The following is a 16,118-nucleotide window of genomic DNA, read 5'->3' on the forward strand; positions in this document are numbered from 1 at the left end:
TTTTATTCGCCACGCAGCGGAGAGCTGCCCGTATCCGTTCAGGACGGTAATTATATACTAAATTTTCCAGTAGACGAGTACACTGAAGTATCATTGACTGACGAGCTGTTAACAGCTACCGACAAAAAACCTATAGCCGCATTTAAAGGAAAGACAGATTATATGCTGGTATTTGAAAAGGAAGAGGATGTTGCTTCTCTACTCCCTGATTTAGCGAAAATTGCCAAAATAAATGCACGAGGAATTATTGTAACCGCCAAAGGTAATCAATATGATTTCGTTTCCCGCTTTTTTGCTCCGGCATGTGGCGTTAACGAAGATGCCGTATGCGGTTCTGCACATACAACGCTCACTCCTTATTGGGCTGGACAATTAGGCAAAACTGAATTACTCGCTTTTCAACTTTCAGAAAAAACAGGCGAAGTACATTGTAAGATATTGGGTGACAGAGTTGAGCTGGGAGGAACAGCCGTACTGTATTTGAAAGGCGAAATATTCATCTGATAAAAATGGTGGAATGAGTATAGAATCAGCTAAAAAACATTTAAGCAAATGGAATATTTGATATAATAAAAAAGAACTACCATTGAACCAAAAGAATGCCCAAACAAGGTTAATTTGTTTTATCCCGTCTCTATTCTCAGCTGTTCCAGATCCTCGACTAGTACCATAAGATTCAAAGTGTTGGCAATCGAATCGGGCACTCTCGAGAGCAGACTTCCCCTCTGGTCATACAGTAGAAAACTATTCGAATGCGTATTATTTCGAAATGCATCTACAAGATAATAGAAGTTGTTTCCCGGTCCACCATGAAGGGAAACCACGGTATCACCATGTCCAATGGATGTTACGTAAAGTTTTGCTTTTGAATCAGCGGAAGGCAAGTACCTGGAGTTCATATCAAGTACATCAAGGATATCCTCAACAGATCGCTCTTGGCTCTTTAATCCCGGTGTAATCAAAAATAGTACAGTAATTAGAGACAGTATTTTTATTATTTTCATAACGAATTGGAGCATTGGTCAAAATCGAAATCACTAATAGTCAAATTCTCACGTTGAGTGTATAATGCCGCAAGGAATGTGCCATATTGCTTATTCGGAGGATGACTTTTCGAAGTTTACAGAGGATGTTTTGACTTTTTTAACCACACAATCATCATAAAAATCAATGTTTTCTATGGGGTTTTGTTGTAATCCAAAGGAATAAGAACCATACACCAAAAGCTACACTGAATCCGATCCAAGGAGACTTCATGCTGATCGCAGCAAAGAACCCGATTGTTGACAAGAAACACGTTAAAAAGAATAAAAGTAAATTTTTCATGAGTAAAAGTTTAAATATTAAAAAATTAAGTCTGTATCCAACGAATTGTAATCGTTGGATACAAATCAAGTTAAGCAGCTTTACCTGCTTATTTCTTTCTTCCTAATCAGTTCCAAAATTTTAGGCTCTGATTTCCTCAAGAACTGCATTACTTTATTTTGGACGTCATCTATAATTCTCCAATCCTTGGCGATATAAATATCTGTAACACGATTTCCATTATCGACATGGTTGAGTGCTAAAGCAACATCATCTTTACTCATCCTACAGTCATTTCTAGCTGTATTTGCGAAGGTATGGCGCGCACCATAAAGCGTTACTACCTGTACACCCGAAAGTTCTCGGAGTTTCTTCATTCCATGTTTTAATGAGGAATTGAAAGTGGTCAGGCTTGAATGTCTTTGTGATAACTTTCCAATATATTTCTCCAATAAAGGTTTAGCTTCATCAATTATCCTTATACTAATAAATGCTCTGTCTTTTCGTTTCCCCTTAGTTTTAGATCGATTGTAGTCAACCCGACCATTTCGAACATTGTCAGTAGATATTTTAAATAAATCAACAGCATTCATCCCGCACAAATAGAATGAGAGCATATATAAGTCCCGAGCGAGTTCAGCCCTAGTGTTAGGTAACACTTTACAATCTCGAATTCTAATAACCTCTTCAAGATTATTATTTCTATTTTCGGTAAGAGGAGCTGAACCTACCTTATATTTTTTGAAGGGATAGTGTTTAATCAATATAATGCCCAGATCTTCATTATTGTAATGGTTCAACGCTTCATTAAATAATGTACGAAGATCTCTCATATAATTATATAAACTATTATCCGAAACAGGCTTTGAAACAGTAGAAACGGGCTTTCCCAACTGGTTTATTCTTGTTATTGTCCGTTCAGATTTCAAGTAACGTTCAAACTGAACGAGCATATTAAAATGTATTTCATTTATTGAGACAGTTTCCCGATTAAAAAAATCAATGAGGTGGTTACGGACTGATCGATGGTTAGCGGCAGAACCATCACGACCGTCATCCTTCTCTTGTTGAATACAGTTCGCACAGAACTTGATAAAATCAATTTCTTCATCTATATTTTTGAGATAATCCCTTAATGAACCCGCGGTGAAAAAGTCAAGCTTCTCCTCGAGCTCGCTGATCGTTTTACGGTAGTCCTTTAGTTTCTTGTCAACTATTTCAAGGACAAAAGGATCTTTAATACTAAATTCTTTTTTTCCTTTCACCTTGGTGAGTTGTTTTAGGGAAAGGAAATGAGGAGTGTCTATAATTTTTTTTTCCTCTTTGTGATAGACCCTAATTTTCACATTGTAGGTTCCATCTGCTTTTTTGTGGTGTTCATAAACCTTTGCGCTTACGGTTGCCATAATCTTTTCATTACCACGAAAACCTTTGTGACGTATTTGTGACGGTTTTACGTGAAGTTCAACAAAAAACTATGCAAAACACACCGTTTTGAGGTTTTTCAAAACGTGTAGGGAGGATGTTCCAAAACCACCCTAAGGAAAGCAAAAAAGCCGTTTTACGCAAGTAAAAACGGCTTTTTTAGATAGTGACCCCGCTGAGGCTCGAACTCAGGACCCACAGATTAAGAGTCTGTTGCTCTACCAACTGAGCTACGAAGTCTTTTGAAACATCAAAGTTAATAGTCATCTCAAAAAAATCAAATAATTATTATTGATTTTTTTGAGATCCTGACATTTAAATAACTTTTAAAGTTGTTGAAAAGCCAGACTTTTTATAAAGTACACAAACAATTAAATTTGTTCCAAAATAATTCTTTTACTAAAATTCAAGTTAAGACAAAATCCTAAACATTAATTCAAAAAAACTAAAAATACAAAATGTAAATAAAAATTTATTTTGAAATAGACTTTACTTTCTATAAAAATATCCGGGTAATTGGTTTTCCTTTTTAGTCAACTTAAATCTAATTTAATAGAAATTTAGGTATAGGGTACTGAAAAAAATATAGTTCTGACATTCATAGAATAATTCACAAACAACTAAAAGCCTAATTTTTCTTCGCTTCAGCATATGTTAAAGATTATTACTCGGCCTATAGGTTAATTGCCAAACCTTGAAGGGTATATTTTCAATATTTTAACACTCATAAATAGTCCACTTCGGTATCATATTTGCACTTTATTTATGAAAATTCAAACTATTAACAATAATATTAGTTTTGAGAGACAAAAATTACCCTATTAGGAATAACACTATACAACGACCAGAGATAAATGCGAATAACCATAACTAAATCTTCGAAAATATACATTTTAGCTCCGGGTAATGTTCCTTCCGGAGGTCCTGAAGCACTCCATCAATTACATTATTACCTCACCACATTAGGATATAAAAGCAGAATCAGCTATTATTCAGACCCTGTTGTACATCCACAGTTTCTTATATATGAACCTAAAGTCATTGATATCGCTGAAATTCAAGATAGCCCCGATAACATTCTCATTGTTCCCGAAATTAACACCAGCATTTTAAAGAATTACAGTAAAATAAGGAAGTGTATCTGGTTTTTAGGAGTTCAACTATATGACGGCTTTGAAACTTTATCCGATTCAAAGTTCTTACAGCTGAAAACAAAAATCGTAAAATTAACACCAAATTTTTTCCTAAAAACAAGGCAGAAAATCCTACAGTCGTTCTTTAAACAAAAATTTGATAAGCAACCTTATTTGGTTAGTAAAAAAGATAATATCCTCTGCGGGTCCATGTTTGCCTATGAATTTGCTAAATCAAATTTTAAAAATGTAACCCTATTGGTCGAACCTTTGGGACTGGGCTTCCTCGGCGAAAATAATGTTGATCTAAGCAGTAAAAATAGGTCAGATTCGGTCCTCTATAATCCTTCAAAAAACTCCAAGACCCTACAGAAATTACTTAAACGAACCGATATTATTTTTAAGCCTATTTCAGGCTACCAAGATTTTGAACTCGTGGATTTATTTAGGAATTCTAAATTATATATTGACTTCGGCTTTTTTGGTGGTCCTGAACGTCTTCCTAAAGAAACGGTATTAAATGGGACAATGCTTCTGGTAGGCAAGAGAAATGCATCGGTTAATTCATTCGACATTGCCATTCCCGATAAATATAAAATCGAGGATGCAGATGATATAGAATTCATTGCCTCGAAAATAAAACAAATGCTATTAGATTATGATCAAATTATTGGCGATTTTAGGGGATTCAGAGAAAAAATTATCAATCTGGAACCTAATTTTATTAAATCCATAAAAAGCATATTTATTAAAGCCTAACCCTTCTTACAATTATTTTGCATCCAAATCCCAGCCTTTTCGATATTTCCTTTTCAGATACTTTTCTGCCTTAGGATAATTCGGAAACTTTAGATTAACCGGATCCCATTGCAATAATATTCCAGGAACCCGAATTGCCACGGTTCCCAGTAGGATTGCTTCGGTCATTGGACCAGATTGAGCAAAATGTGATTCCGTTTTTGCTTTCTCCAAACAGGCATCTACAAAATGATGATAATGATTTCGTTCCTCTAGATCAGGATATTTGTAGTCTTTGAATTTACTTTCTGGCAGGAGCACCGGTGTGCCTCCATGTGGAATAAGCAGCGCCCCTTCAGTACCAACCAACATCGCGGCTTCCTCTGGATATTTTTCCCCATTATTAAATAAATCCCTAACCTCTTCTGGTGGATAAAATTCTCCATCGAACCACTCCAATGGCAGAACCTCAGATTCTATCTTATCATTTCCTGGAAAAGTCCAACTGATATGATTCCCTTGTGGCCAGGTATCAGCTCTGCGTTCGCTAGAATCTTGCCATGAATGTTGAACCTCCGCAACAACAGTCAATGGAGCTTTCAGGCCCAACCCCTTCCAAACCGCATCAAAAATATGACAGCCAATATCTCCTGACCAACCGGTTCCGAAATCTTGCCATGCACGCCAGATTCCCGGATGATAAATACTTTTTATAAATGGACGCATTGGAGCAGTCCCAATCCATTTATCCCAATCCAAGGTAGTAGGTATTTCCTCCGCTTTCTCGGGTCTTGGCCCTTCCAATCGATATCCAGCAATACCAGAGCGATTGGAACATAAATAGGCATGCTTCACTTTGCCAATAATGCCTTGTTTGATCCATTGAACTGCGGTCCTATCCCCTTTTGAAGATGCAATCTGAGTTCCTAATTGCGTCACCAATCCCGCTTTTACTGCCGCCTCCGTCAATTCCCGAACCTCTGCAACATCATGGCACATCGGCTTTTGACAATACACATGTTTTTTCAATTGAATCGCTGACATCGCAATAACAAAATGATTATGATCTGGAACAGTAACGTTTAAGGAATCAATATGATTCTTCTCCTTTTCCAAAAGTTCCCGCCAATCACTATACAACCTTGCTCCAGGAATTAACTCCGCTGCTTTCCTTAAATTGTTCTCATCGACATCACATAATGCAACAATTTCAACATCGGGGTGAGATTTGAAATTTTGAAGATCATAAGCTCCCATTCCTCCAACACCAATACAAGCATGATTCAACTTCTTGACCGGAGTACCAGCAAAAGCTTTATCAATAAAAAAAGGCGCAGTAATCGCCGCAGTGGTCATGGTCCGAATAAAATTACGGCGTGATGTGAAGCTAGGTTTATTCATAATCTTGAGGTTTTGGTTGTATTAAGATAAGGAAATTTTATGGGTTAAGCTTTTTGATCTTAATATTAATTATATCGGTCCAACACTTGTCTTATCCAATCCGAATCATTTCTGAGATAGATATCAGGCTCAATTCCAACTCCTTCATACGGCAAAAACTGCTTCCAACTATCCTTTAAGTCCGTAAAAGCAACCTTAAATCGTCCTGAAGGAGTAGTCAATGGTCTATCATAATTAATCCCATAGGTTAATACTCCATAAGTACGATCCCCAAGAACCCTAACCTTTGGAAATTTCTTCAATCTTACAACAAATTGTTCAGCATTACTTACCGTTTGATGATTCACCAAAACATAAATATTGCCTTTATACTTTCTTAATTTCTTCAGTAATACAAGTGAGTTCCGATCCCCACCACCAACATGATTTCGTAAATCTAAGATCAGACTTTTCGCTAATCCTTTCATATCAATTCCATTGTAAAAGGTAATAGCTTCTTGGTAGATAGGATTCCAACCTGAAAAAGTTGAAATAGAGATATAATCAACTTCGGGTGAAATCTCCTTAAACACATAATTTCCTTTCTCTTGTTTTTGACTAAAGTTCTGCTTGACAGCATGCTCTTTTAATAAAGAATAGCCTAAGAAATTCCCTTCCTTGAAATAATCCACTCCTCCAATTAATCTTTTACTGTACCATTCTCCCATAATTATTCTCTTATGATTGTCATCATTAGAAAATAAATAAAAAATTTCATCCCCTCTTTTCCAGCTAGCAATCTTGGATTCTAGAATAATACCAATATGTTTAGGCTCAGCCTGTACTAATGCGACTCTAACCAAGGAGTTAAAATAAATTCCTTCCAAATCAAGAGCTGACTTTTTCTTTAATGCATTTTCTAAACTATCCAGATTCAAAACTGTTTGAGGAGTATTGTATTCGCTCTCTTGAAGCAAGCTTTTTACTTTGAGACTATCAGTTAAATCTTCCTTGGTAAAAGGATTGCCAAAAGAATAAATTCTATTGTGATAATCCTTTATTATATCAATAAGGCTGTAATAATTAGATAAAGCCTCAATTAGGTAAAGGTCATCTTCAGCCTCTTCGAGAAGTAAATTATATTTTTCCTCAACTTGAATATGTCTACCTTTTTGTGTTTGATATGAAGCTGATTTTTTTAAATTTTCATATATAAATTTAAGATCATCCAAATATTCTTGAGTTTGGATTTTTTGGCAAAATGTAGGAGTAAAAAAAAAAAATAAAAGAATTAAAGCTAAGCTCTTTATCATAACAGGCTAATTGGTAATGCTTTAATTAAATTATGGATTTTTTTTTAGTTCGTCAAAATTTTCAGCCAGAAGTCTTTATCGTTTCCAATGAACCCCTCGCTTGACAATTTTTCCGGGATTACCCGCTATAACAACATTTTCTTCTAAAATACTCTTAGTTACAATGGCATTTGTTCCGATGATATTATTGGATCCAATAGTTACTGATTTAAGAATCTTTGCATCAAAACCAACCCAAACATGGTCCTTAATATAGATACTTTTTCCAGGATTGATCTGTTGATCATTTTCATCAAATATAGGGTGCCAGTCTTGAGGCCAGATAAAAATATTACTACTGAACATACAATCACTTCCAACCACAATTTCTAGCGAATCTTCAGAGATTTGCATATTCACATTTACTTCGGTAGTCGTGCCATCACCTATTTCTATCCTTCCATTATTGCAGGTTTCCCATAAGACCCCATTATATTTCACTTTCTCACCAACAATTATCGTATTGTTGTCTCCCCGAATGTAAAATGATACAGACTGTAATACGCACCCGCTCGCTACTATAATAGTATTATTATTTCCATCAATATCAATTTCACAATCAATTAATACGGAGGTCCTATTTACATCAATATTGTTCGCCTCGCCAACTATTGACATCTTAGGTTTTGTGTTTTTATTTTCCGTCCAGTTCTTTATTGCTTTTAGGTTGTGCTCCAGGACTGGAAACTTGCCAACAAAATTTCTTAGTTTATTTCTCATAATTATCTCACATTATTAAACGATTGATGGGAAAGAAATGGCAACTAAAGTGTAAACCATTTCCTTCGATATAAGAAAAGTATCCAAGCTACCTTTATTTCGTTCAAAAGTCAATTCGTATGAACTACAGTTTAAATAATATTCTTCTATCGGCATATCTTAATATCAAGTTTAAAATCAGTTTTGATAATTATAGTTAATATCTATTAAAACTAAAATATTCTTTTTAGAATCAAGTCAGACAAATCTTTATAAAAGCCCCCACCCCCAATTTAAGACCGAAAATAGAACAAATAGAGTCTATAATAAAGGGGTTCCCCTAAATAAATTATCCTGAATTCAGCATATTCATAAAAAAAGCCCCAATACAGTGCATTAGGGCTAATATTATTATCAAGGCCTGTCAGCCTCAATATTTTAAGGTTTATTTATGAAATATTAGGTCATTGCATATTTTGCTCCCCGTGGAACATACTTCAGAACATACTGCAAAACAAATTGTTACAATCTAGCCATCTTATAAATCCGTCTTATTCAACGACTTCGATTTCTTTTTGCGCAGCATGTGTTCTACCGAACATATCTACCGCTTCAACCTCCACAAGATGTTTACCTGCTTTAAGTTTTGGAAGTTTGAATTTCCATAAATGCGCCGATTGAACCGGATCACTTGGTCTTCTACCAGCAATTAAACTGCTCGCACCATCATAGGCCAATAATTCTTTCATATAAGCCGGATCCTCGCCTTCAACCTTGTCCATAATAACCCAATCCCCTTGGTCAATTCTGTATCGAACTTGGTCTTTTGCTGAACCTAAAAAGAAATTCGCATAAATCTGATAACGTCCTGCATACTTGGCTTTAACAACAGCCGGTCCAAATAAACCAATGCTATACTTATCGTCCTTGCCAACAACTTTATAATCAAATTTATACTGGTTCCCATCAATTGATAGAATAGCATAACCCTTTGGCGTTCCATCACGCATTGTTGAAACTGGAACTCCTTGTTCATTGGGTAAACCTGAATACCAATCTCCCGAAGTAGTCCCTACATTGTATTCATGATACGGCTTGCTACCATTCCAACCATGCTCATTTGCAAAGAAGTTCTGTTGTTGGTAATGGGTATGAGCTGAAAGCCCTAAAGTATTAGGATACTCCGCCAAGATGTTGAAAAGTTGTTGCCTATCCTCATTACGGAATGATTTACTGTTCTCAGGATTCAATGGAATATGGTATGCCAAAACAATCAATTTATCTTTCGGAACAAATTTCAAATCATTAGCAACAAAATCGATCTGATCTTGTCTTAATCCGCCTTGATAACCTTTTCCAGTTTCCGGGTGAGGATAAATTATATCATCCAGAATGATAAAATGCGCATTCCCTACGTTGAAGGAATAATTCGCTGGTCCAAAGGATCTCTCAAATCCTTCATCCGATAAATAATCTTCCTTGACATCATAATTCATGTCATGGTTTCCCATAACATTAAACCATGGCAATCCCATCTGTCCAATAGTTTGTTTATAACTAGGGTGCAAGGATAAATCATCCCCAACCAAATCTCCCAAACTAATTCCGAAAAGTGGTCCTTTTTTTAATTTTGCCTCATTCACTACCCCATTCTTGAAAAACTCTATTTCCTCGGCGGTATAGGCTTGCGGATCCCCAAATACAAAGGCTGAAAAACTGCTAGGCTCTTCCTTAGCCTTCAATGCAAAATCAATAGACTTTGGAAGTTCACCAGTCGCTGTAACTCCAGGATATTTCAACTCAGGAGAGCCATTCGGCTTATGGATATAGTAGAATTTTGGATGATTATCAGCATCTAATGGTAACTCATAACCTGAGGGTTTGATAACAAAGATGATATTATCGTTTTGAACAGGTATTTCATATTTACCATTTTTATCCGTTTGAACGACTTCCCTACCGTTACTTACGCTGACACCAGCAATCCCCGTCTCTTTTTTATCAAAGCGACCATTTGCATTTCCATCAATGTAAACAGTTCCCTTTGCCATTTCTTGCCCAAATGCCGTCCCAGTCAGAAGACAAGCTAGTAAAGACCAATATAATTTTTTCATGTGTTTATGGTTGTTTGCCCCAAACATAGCTTATGAGGATTAATAAAAAGTTAATCTACTGTTAAGTTAATCATTCAACAGGAGATGTCACTAATAAATTCCAAATCCTTACCGATACCTTGAGATGCAGATTCGCTCAAAATTAACTCGTCTTAAACTCAAGGTATTCCCGTATCTCCGTCGGACATTCTCCGGACCTTCTTCGGATTTCGACCGAAAAAATTCGAACAAGGTCCGACTGAAATCCGGTGAAGATGAGAAGAGAATCCCCGATAACCCAAAGTTTGAACTGAAGTATCCTTGAGTGAAAATAAAATTAGCTATAGTATGTCAACCATAATTGATTTATAAAAAAAAGGTACATAAATGTACCTTTCCCTAATAAATAACAAAACAAACCTAACTAAAATTATTACTGTAATGCTCCTTGATCAGCAACTATTGGCCATCCTGGATTTTGATATAACTTAGAATTTTGTGCAGTACCATCCGGTGATGTAATTGAAAAATGGTTGAATGCAATAGGGCTCAAATAATGTGCTTCTGTCCATCTATATCCATTCAACACCAAATTATTGGAGTTCAAATTAATTCTATATGGACGAATATATGGGCTCTCAGATCTCAAGGATACATTTGCTGTTTTGCCTGGAGTATTAGGCTCTATCAACAAGGTCTTGCCTTCACGGACAAACCATTTCTCCATTGGCCCCCAAACCTTGATTCCTTCTAAAATCAGTGGATTAGATTTTAATTGATCAAGAGAACGCCAGCGTTTTAGATCTGCGAAACGAAATCCTTCTGCTATGAGCTCCAATCTTCTTTCTCTACGAATATTATAAAGCACTTTATCCGTCAAGATTGTCCCTGCTGAATAGGCTCCTAAATCTCGTTTGGCTTCTTCATTCATATTGGTATTGCTAATCGTAATTTCGAAGTCCGGATTGATTCCAGCCCGGGTACGAATTTGTCTCCAATAATTTGCGGCTTTAGCATTAATGGTTTTATTCTTTAAATAACTTGCTTCAATATAGTTCAAGTAAGCTTCCACCCCACGGAAAATGATCGACCCTGTGGTTCCTGCAGAGCCTTCGGCTTGTGCTGATAAATAACTCATCCCTTTTTTCAAGGCATAGCCAGTAACATATCTTGTTTCAGCTAAGCCCGTGATATCAGGATATCCTTCTAATACTGGAGTGCCATTGGTATTATTCTTATCAGTGAATCTCAATTCCCCGGGAGCTTTCATAAATAACTGTAACCTTGTATCTCGGTTGGTTTTTACAGTGGAAATAGAATCATCCCCTTTGTAACCTGATCCTGATGCATAAATTGGTAAGCCATTTGCCATGGTAAAGTTTTCAACCAATCCTCGTGAATAGCCAGAATTTCCTCCACTTCCATTCATGTAGTTACTCACATTGTGGGAAACATTCAAAGCCGTGGAATAGCTTCTCCATAATAAAACTTCATTGTACTTATTCAAATCAATATCACTGAACATATTGTAATATGGATTTGCTGAGGAGTTATAACTATTCTCAAATTTGTTTTCCACTAAAGGAACAACATCTGCTACTTGTTCTGCGGCTTCCATTGCCTGGGTTAAGAAAAAGTCGATTTCATTGTCAATTTGCAGTGAAAAGTTAGGGTGGGACTTTTTACCTGGCCAGTTTGCTGTTCCAGGTACCAGAGCAGTATTCTTATGGTAATTTAACCATGTTGCTTCAAATAAAGCCACCCTTGATTTGAATAAAAGCGCCACATTTTTGGAAACACGATTCTGTTGATTCGGTGAAGGTGTTTTTAACAATGTAATTGCAGAGTCTAAGTCTGATAAGATAAATCTAGCCACCAAATTTCTAGGCTGCCTGATTGAAGCGTCAACCAACTGGCCCAAATCATCTTTCATTGTGGTCTTTACAATTGGATAGTCCCCAAGGGCTTGTGTTCTACTAAAATATTCGTATGCCCTCAGAAAATAAGCTTCACCAATATAATGTTCGATGTTAGCAGAGTTCCCTGAGATTTTGTTTTCCTTCCATTTTGGAATCACTTGCTCGAAGAAATAGTTGATGTTTCTAATGGCAGTAAATGCATATTCACCTCCTGAGGTAGGTACCTTCCACTCTCCAGGAACCCATCTATTGGCAAACGAACTGTTCAATTGATTATCTGTATGGTTATCATTTGCAAAAGTTCCCAATCCCCAACCGGAATGTGAAGGAAATGAATATTGACTTAAAGTATAGGTGGCTAAATCCGCTTCAGTATTGAGATAATCGCCAGGAGTAATATTGGATAATGGAGCTCTATCAAGATATTTATTACAGCTCGCAACAAAAAATACGGATGCTAAAGCTGCTAAATTAATTATATGTTTAAATGATTTTTTCATAATGGGTCTGAGTTAGAAATTTACGTTTAAGCCAAAAGAATAAACTGTAGAGAATGGATAAGTTTTACCATCATTCCAACCTCCCAATCCTACGGTTTCAGGATCAAATACTTTTGCCATCTTAGTAAATGTCAAGAGGTTCTCACCAGATAAATACAAGCGTATTTTAGAAATTCCAATTTGGTTTAATTTTGCAGAATTAAAATTATATCCAATCTGAGCATTCTTTAAGCGCAAATATGCCGCATTTTGCAAATAACGTGTCTGTGTATATTGGTTCTTATTGGTATTAAAATAAGGTCTTGGCAGATAAGAGTCCAGATTTTGACCTAAAACTCCATTTTGAACCATTACAGAATTTTCATCACGGAAGAAATCGAGGTTTTCTTCAAATCCAGCAGATTGCCACATTCCGCCATTCGCTCCCCAAAAATATGGACCGTTTGGCATATAATCACGTTTTCCAACACCTTGGAAGAATACCCGGAAATCAAAACCCTTATACGATCCATTCAAATCTAAACTATAGCGTAGTCGAGGTTGTGTGTTTCCGATAATAGTTAAATCACCATGTTCATTAATTGTATTTGCTCCAGCAGAAATCAATCCATCAGCATTCAAGTCTTGGTACATAATATCTCCAGATTGCCATTGACTCGCAAAATTTTGTTTGGTATGGCTCAAATGAGCGTCCATCTCTTGTTGCGTTTTTGCAATTCCAAGCGTGGTATATCCCCAAAGTTCCCCAACTCTTCTACCATTATACCATGTATCCAAGGTACCTGTTAAGTTAGGGTATTCCGTTACGGTTTGTTTATCATCAGAGAGCACCCCTCTAACCGCATAATTAAAGTTGCCAATATTATCTTTCCAGTTTAATTCAAGCTCAAAACCTTTGGAGTTCATTTCCGCATTATTTAGACGAGGAACTCCTGTACCTAGAATAACTGGTAATTCTGGAGCAGGTCCAATCATATTGTAGGTATTGCGTTGATACAATTCGAACACCATTCCCAATCGATTATCCAAGGCCTGCAAATCAAAACCAACGTTCCAGCTTGAGATTCTTTCCCAAGTCAATGTCGAGGCAATTAAGCCCGGTGATGATGAATAGTTCTGCTTTTGACCATTAAGCAACCAAGTATTCCCATTAACAGTAAATGGTAAAGTCGGGTAAAAAGGATACCAGTTATCAGTATATTGGTTTCCTAGTTCACCATAAGAAGCTCTCAGTTTAAATACCGATATACTTTCATCCCATTTCCAAAAATCTTCATTAGCCACATTCCATCCAGCAGAGAATGAAGGGAATAGATTCCATCTTAAATCTTTCGGAAATCTAGATGAACCATCATATCGACCATTTGCTTCAAATAAGTATTTCTCTTTGTAATTATAGTTGAAGCGACCAAAAAAACCTGCAGTAGCCCAATGTTGATATTGGCCAGAAGTTAATGGATTCAAAGTGGCAGTATTCAGTGTAGGAACATTGTCTGAAATCAGATCACTCATGCTGCCATTTAACGTGCTGTATTTATTCAGCTCAGAGTTAAAACCCAATAGGAATTTAAAATTGTGATCATCAGCAACTTTTAATGAATAATCAGTAAAAAGGTTTGTACTGAAATACTCGTCTTTTCTATTAAATTCTGAAACACTAGTATATCCAGCCGAGTTATACCCCACCGCTAAAGGATAAGGGTTATTATCCTTATCATAACCAAATGACCTCAAAATTTCATTATGACCATTGTGATTGGTAATTCTGTAATTCACATTACCCGTAATGTTCCAGTTTTCTAAAGGTCGAATTGCCAATTGCAATTGCTGATATAAGAAATCTTTAACCAATTTTGACCTTCCGCCTTCTGTCATCTGCGCTAATTCACTTGGATCCGAAAAATGACCATTATCATCCCTAACCGGAATTGTTGGCCATCTCCTTGCAATATTATGGTAATACAAATCATTCATATGTGAAGCTTTACCATAATCTTCCCGCACAAAACGAGTATTAGACATTAAGTCAATTTTATCATGAAGCTTGACACTGACTTTATTTGAGAAGGAGTATCTTTTGAATCGATCATCCGCATATTTGTTCAATCCATTTTGGTCCATGAAATTCAATGAACTATAAAACTGAACTTTTTCAGTTCCGCCGTTAGCACTCAAGGTATGTTCATGAGATGGAGAAAAGTCTTTATATATTTCATCAAACCAATTGGTATTTCCATTGGAACCGCCGTAGTATTCCCATTTACCATTTCCCGCAGGTGTACTTACCGTTGTAATTTCCCCTTTTTGATATGCAGTAATACGGTCTAGGACTTCTTGAGAAAACACGGCTTGTTCACCATCATTCGATTTGATCTCATTGAAATAGTAGGCAAAAGTCCGAGAGTCTAACATAGTAGGTAATCCACGGGGTTTACTTAGCCTAACATTATTATTATAGTTTACGAGGGTTTTGCCTGCTTTTCCAGATTTAGTAGTGATTAAAATGACACCGAATGGAGCCCGCGACCCATAAATTGAGGATGCTGCAGCATCTTTTAGAACGGTAATATTTTCAATATCATTAGGATTCAAAGCATTCATATCACCTTCCATACCGTCAATCAATACCAAAACGGAAGAACTCGATCCAACACCAATTGTCCCAGCACCACGAATATTGACATTCATGGTCTGATTTAGTTCACCTCCTAATCCTCCTGTCTGCACATTCAACCCCGGGACAAGTCCTTGTAAGGCCTGCCCTGTATTTTGTACTGGTCTTGCTTCTAACTCTTTTGCACTAACCGTTGAAACCGCGCCAGTTAGATTTACTTTCTTTTGTTGACCATACCCTACTACGACAACTTCGTCCATTTGGTTTTCTTGTTCAACTAATGTTACTGAGATATTCTGACCGGATGCCGATACTGTTTGAGGGCTAAAACCAATTGAGGTTATTTCTAAAACCGCATCAGCACCTGATACCGTTAAAGAAAAATCCCCTTGTTCATTTGTTAAAGTACGATTATTAGTTCCTTTCTCTGTCACTGTTGCAGAAGCGATAGGTTGCCCTTCTTTGTTGACAACGCGTCCTTTAACAGCAAGCTGCTGTACTGTTTTATTGCTGCCGGGCAATATTTCAATATTGGAGGTTTTAGATATCGGCTTGAGTAAGATAACCTTGTCCTTCACCTCATAAGTAACATCTTGCCCTGCAAGAGCTTTATTTAAAGCTGTCTGTAGGGTGATTTTAGAATCAACGATGGTTACTTTGGTGGATTTTGACAGTAGGGATTCATTGTAAACAATTTGAAAGCCACTTTTCTTTCGAATTTCATTTAGGGCTTGTTTAGTACTGGCATTTTTAAGGTTTAAGGAGATGGTTTGGCTAAAACCCAAAGCAAATCCATTCAGAGCTAAACATGAAATTACTATAGCTAATTTAGATGCTTTTGAGACCTTCAAAAAAGGCAGGCTTCCAAATTTTCTACAGCTCTGAAAGTGAGTTAAGAATTTTTTATTCATACAGATTTAGGTGTTTAAGGACTATAAAAATGGTCTTTATAATGTTCTT

10 protein-coding genes and 1 tRNA gene are annotated in these 16,118 nt (G+C 36.5%); 2 read left to right on the forward strand and 9 right to left on the reverse strand.

What is annotated here, in order from left to right:
• The first annotated feature begins 54 nt into the window (after window positions 1-54).
• Window positions 55-504 (forward strand): PhzF family phenazine biosynthesis protein, encoded by a 450-nt coding sequence (locus tag PZ892_RS17810; RefSeq protein ID WP_256962586.1) that lies wholly within the window; start codon window positions 55-57, stop codon window positions 502-504.
• 119 nt (window positions 505-623) lie between these two features.
• On the opposite strand, the gene PZ892_RS17815 is transcribed toward PZ892_RS17810, so the two are convergent.
• The 3 genes from PZ892_RS17815 to PZ892_RS17825 all read right to left on the reverse strand — a co-directional run bounded on the left by PZ892_RS17815 (window position 624) and on the right by PZ892_RS17825 (window position 2,970).
• Entirely contained in the window at window positions 624-1,004 is a 381-nt protein-coding gene (locus PZ892_RS17815; protein ID WP_277711767.1) for a hypothetical protein, read from the reverse strand.
• A 402-nt stretch (window positions 1,005-1,406) separates the two neighbouring features.
• Window positions 1,407-2,711: a site-specific integrase gene (locus PZ892_RS17820; RefSeq protein ID WP_094258361.1), complete on the reverse strand. Its 1,305-nt coding sequence runs from the start codon at window positions 2,709-2,711 to the stop codon at window positions 1,407-1,409.
• A 186-nt stretch (window positions 2,712-2,897) separates the two neighbouring features.
• Window positions 2,898-2,970, reverse strand: a tRNA-Lys gene (locus PZ892_RS17825).
• A 614-nt stretch (window positions 2,971-3,584) separates the two neighbouring features.
• Here PZ892_RS17825 and PZ892_RS17830 point away from each other — a divergent pair.
• Entirely contained in the window at window positions 3,585-4,622 is a 1,038-nt protein-coding gene (locus PZ892_RS17830; protein WP_182497734.1) for a hypothetical protein, read from the forward strand.
• A 12-nt stretch (window positions 4,623-4,634) separates the two neighbouring features.
• Here PZ892_RS17830 and PZ892_RS17835 read toward each other — a convergent pair whose 3' ends face one another.
• The 6 genes from PZ892_RS17835 to PZ892_RS17860 form a co-directional block, all read right to left on the reverse strand.
• Window positions 4,635-6,002 (reverse strand): Gfo/Idh/MocA family oxidoreductase, encoded by a 1,368-nt coding sequence (locus PZ892_RS17835; protein ID WP_277711770.1) that lies wholly within the window; start codon window positions 6,000-6,002, stop codon window positions 4,635-4,637.
• Between the two features lie 65 nt (window positions 6,003-6,067).
• On the reverse strand, window positions 6,068-7,213 hold the full coding sequence (locus PZ892_RS17840) for a S41 family peptidase (protein WP_277711772.1): 1,146 nt from the start codon (window positions 7,211-7,213) through the stop codon (window positions 6,068-6,070).
• Between the two features lie 156 nt (window positions 7,214-7,369).
• Window positions 7,370-8,053: an acyltransferase gene (locus tag PZ892_RS17845; RefSeq protein WP_277711773.1), complete on the reverse strand. Its 684-nt coding sequence runs from the start codon at window positions 8,051-8,053 to the stop codon at window positions 7,370-7,372.
• A 530-nt stretch (window positions 8,054-8,583) separates the two neighbouring features.
• Complete coding sequence (locus tag PZ892_RS17850; RefSeq protein ID WP_277711774.1) at window positions 8,584-10,146, reverse strand: calcineurin-like phosphoesterase C-terminal domain-containing protein; 1,563 nt, start codon at window positions 10,144-10,146, stop codon at window positions 8,584-8,586.
• Between the two features lie 412 nt (window positions 10,147-10,558).
• Complete coding sequence (locus tag PZ892_RS17855) at window positions 10,559-12,544, reverse strand: RagB/SusD family nutrient uptake outer membrane protein (RefSeq protein ID WP_094281954.1); 1,986 nt, start codon at window positions 12,542-12,544, stop codon at window positions 10,559-10,561.
• A 12-nt stretch (window positions 12,545-12,556) separates the two neighbouring features.
• Window positions 12,557-16,069, reverse strand: a complete 3,513-nt coding sequence (locus tag PZ892_RS17860) for a TonB-dependent receptor (RefSeq protein ID WP_182497737.1) — start codon at window positions 16,067-16,069, stop codon at window positions 12,557-12,559.
• Window positions 16,070-16,118 lie beyond the last annotated feature (49 nt).

Source organism: Sphingobacterium sp. WM, from assembly GCF_029542465.1.
GTDB classification, from domain to species: Bacteria; Bacteroidota; Bacteroidia; order Sphingobacteriales; family Sphingobacteriaceae; genus Sphingobacterium; species Sphingobacterium cellulitidis.

What these genes read in the sequence shown, in the direction of transcription:
- PZ892_RS17850 (WP_277711774.1), bottom strand. Translation starts at nt 10,146, where the DNA reads ATGAAAAAATTATATTGGTCTTTACTAGCTTGTCTTCTGACTGGGACG.
- PZ892_RS17860 (WP_182497737.1), bottom strand. Translation starts at nt 16,069, where the DNA reads ATGAATAAAAAATTCTTAACTCACTTTCAGAGCTGTAGAAAATTTGGA.
- PZ892_RS17835 (WP_277711770.1), bottom strand. Translation starts at nt 6,002, where the DNA reads ATGAATAAACCTAGCTTCACATCACGCCGTAATTTTATTCGGACCATG.
- PZ892_RS17845 (WP_277711773.1), bottom strand. Translation starts at nt 8,053, where the DNA reads ATGAGAAATAAACTAAGAAATTTTGTTGGCAAGTTTCCAGTCCTGGAG.
- PZ892_RS17855 (WP_094281954.1), bottom strand. Translation starts at nt 12,544, where the DNA reads ATGAAAAAATCATTTAAACATATAATTAATTTAGCAGCTTTAGCATCC.
- PZ892_RS17815 (WP_277711767.1), bottom strand. Translation starts at nt 1,004, where the DNA reads ATGAAAATAATAAAAATACTGTCTCTAATTACTGTACTATTTTTGATT.
- PZ892_RS17820 (WP_094258361.1), bottom strand. Translation starts at nt 2,711, where the DNA reads ATGGCAACCGTAAGCGCAAAGGTTTATGAACACCACAAAAAAGCAGAT.
- PZ892_RS17830 (WP_182497734.1), top strand. Translation starts at nt 3,585, where the DNA reads ATGCGAATAACCATAACTAAATCTTCGAAAATATACATTTTAGCTCCG.